Source organism: Methylobacterium tarhaniae, from assembly GCF_001043955.1.
GTDB lineage: Bacteria > Pseudomonadota > Alphaproteobacteria > Rhizobiales > Beijerinckiaceae > Methylobacterium > Methylobacterium tarhaniae.
In genome coordinates, this window is sequence record NZ_LABZ01000305.1 from 1 (window position 1) to 2,433 (window position 2,433).

Annotated in this window: 2 protein-coding genes; both read right to left on the reverse strand. The window is 63.9% G+C overall.

Annotated features, from left to right (window positions below):
- Positions 1 to 1,625, reverse strand: a 1,625-nt coding sequence (locus VQ03_RS29250) for a flagellin N-terminal helical domain-containing protein (protein ID WP_048454446.1), incomplete at its 3' end; no start/stop codon positions are given.
- A 551-nt stretch (positions 1,626 to 2,176) separates the two neighbouring features.
- A partial coding sequence (locus VQ03_RS29255) for a flagellin (RefSeq protein WP_048454447.1) occupies positions 2,177 to 2,433 on the reverse strand: 257 nt, incomplete at its 5' end.

A 2,433-nucleotide genomic window follows, 5' to 3' on the forward strand; every position in this document is an offset into this window, starting at 1 on the left:
TTCCGGTCGTTCGCCTTCATCAGCGTGTCGACGAAGGTCTTCTGTCCGTCGATCTGCGTCTTGTTCGCGCCCAGCTTCGTCGCAGCGTTCGTCACCGTCCCGATCGCCTTGTCGACTGCCGTGATGATCGCCGCCAGGTCGTTGTCGCCCGACGTGCCCACCAGCTTCGAGATGTCGAGGTTGGCGATCGTGTAGGTGCCACCGGCGCTGTAGGTGCCGGCCGTGGTGTCGAGGATGCCCTGAGCCTGGGTCGAGCCGGCATCACTGCCCTTGGCGGTAAACGTCACCGCGGTGCCCGCCACCTTGGGATCGGCCGCCGTGAGTGAGAGCCCGAGGCTGGGCACGTCGGCGCCGACCAGCGTGATCGACGCGGTGGTCCCACTCGTGTTCGCCAGGGTGATCTTGCCGTTCGTGATCGTCGCGACGACCTTGTTCCCGTCGGCAACGAGCTGCTTGTTGAGGATCGCCACCATGTCGGTGGCGTTCACCGTCTTGTTGTCCGCCGACGTCGCGGAGGCACCCAGGCCTGTGAAAGCCGTCGCGTCAAACGTGATAGTCGTGGTCTTGGTGCCGTCGTTGACGGTGAAGGTCTTGGACGCCGACGAGATGTCGAAGGTCCCGGTGACGGCAGTGCCGACCATCACCGCCGACTGCGCGGCGGCCGTGAACTTCCCGAAACCAACGTCGATCGAATTCTTGCCGACCGTGCTGTTTGCCAGCACCACGTTCAGGTCCGTGGTCGTGCCGGTCGCCGTGCTGTTGAAGGTCAGGCGTCCGGACGAGTCGAGCGAGGCCGACACGTCGCCGCCGATGATCGGGCTGGCGGCGATCTGGTTGTTGAGCGCGGCGATGAACTCGTCGGTCGTGACCTTGGTCAGGTCCTTGGCGGCCGACTTCATGGTCGCCGAGTTGAGGACCAGGTTGGCGGTCTGGCCCTTCACCGTCACGGTCAGCGCGACTTCGTTCGGACCCGAGAAGTCGATCGTGCCGGTGCTGGCGCCGGTCTTGAAGCCGTCGGTGCCCGTCAGCGAGGTCGAGCCGATAAGCTGGGCGGTCGTGGCGGCGGCGGTGACGCTGGTCGAGTTGGTGTCGTAGAGCTTGATGTTCTGGACGTCGACGCCGATCTTCGAGAAGGTGATGGCGCCGTCCGGGGTGCGGGCGAAGCCGCCGATGACGTACTGGGTCGCCTGGTAGGCCTTGTTGGTGGTCGCCGAGTTGACCGAGAGCCAGTTCTGTCCGCTGGAGTTCGAGGAATCGGCGGTGGCCTTCATCTTCGACTGGATGGCGGCGATCTCGGTCTGGACCTTGGAGCGGTCGGTGCCGGGGGTCATCGCCGTCTGCAGCTTGGCGCGCATGTTCTGCAGGTCGGTGATGATGCTGTTGATGCCGTTATAGGCGGTATCGACGGCCGAGGAGCCGAGGCCGAGCGAGTCCTTCACGGCGCCGAGCGAGGCGTTGTCGGTGCGCACCGTGGTGGCGATCGACCAGTAGGCGGCGTTGTCGGAGGCGGCGGAGACGCGCTGGCCGGTCGAGACGCGGTTGCTGGTGGTGTCGAGCTGCTGGTTGATGCTCTTGAGGGTGGTGAGCGCCGTCATCGCGGCGTTGTTGGTCAGAAGGCTGGTCACGGCGGATTGTCCTGGGTTACACGGTTACTGGCTTGGGCGATCGTGATCCGGGCTCGCACCGGTACAGCAGAACGGCCTCATGCCGCCGGGGTCGATGGGCCGGGGCGATGCTCGACGTGAGCATCCCGCTCGATCCGATCTTGCAATCCTGATCGCGCCCTGAAGACGGCATACCCGTATCCAGAGCCCGCTCGGTCCCGACTCGCTGCGCGTTAAACATCCGGACTCTCACCGGGGACAGCGGCTCGACATCATGTCCTGAGTCTCCAACGACCCATCCGCTGCGCCAGCATCGACCGGAACCGGCGTCGCCGCCCGATCCGTCGATGGATTCATCATGCGCCCGGAAGGTTATTCAAGGATTAAGCTTAAGAGATGTCGATCACATTGGCCCGTTTTGATCCAAAATCTCGTAGAAATTATTTAGCGTCTCGTTAACCAAGTTTTGCGGAAGACAAAGAAAAAGGCCGCGCCGGCAGGGGCGCAGCCTTGATTTTTGCGAAGAGCTGAGGGCCTGGAGCGGCCCCGGTCAGGGGACCGCCCGTCTGCGATCAGCGGAAGAGCGAGAGGACGTTCTGGCTTGCCGAGTTGGCGATCGAGAGCGACTGCACCGCCAGCTGCTGCTGCGTCTGCAGCGCCTTCAGCTTCGTCGACTCCTCCTCGATATCCGCATCCACCAGGATGCCGATCGTCCGGTCGTTCGCCTTCATCAGCGTGTCGACGAAGGTCTTCTGTCCGTCGATCTGCGTCTTGTTCGCGCCCAGCTTCGTCGCAGCGTTCGTCACCGTCCCGATCGCCTTGTCGACTG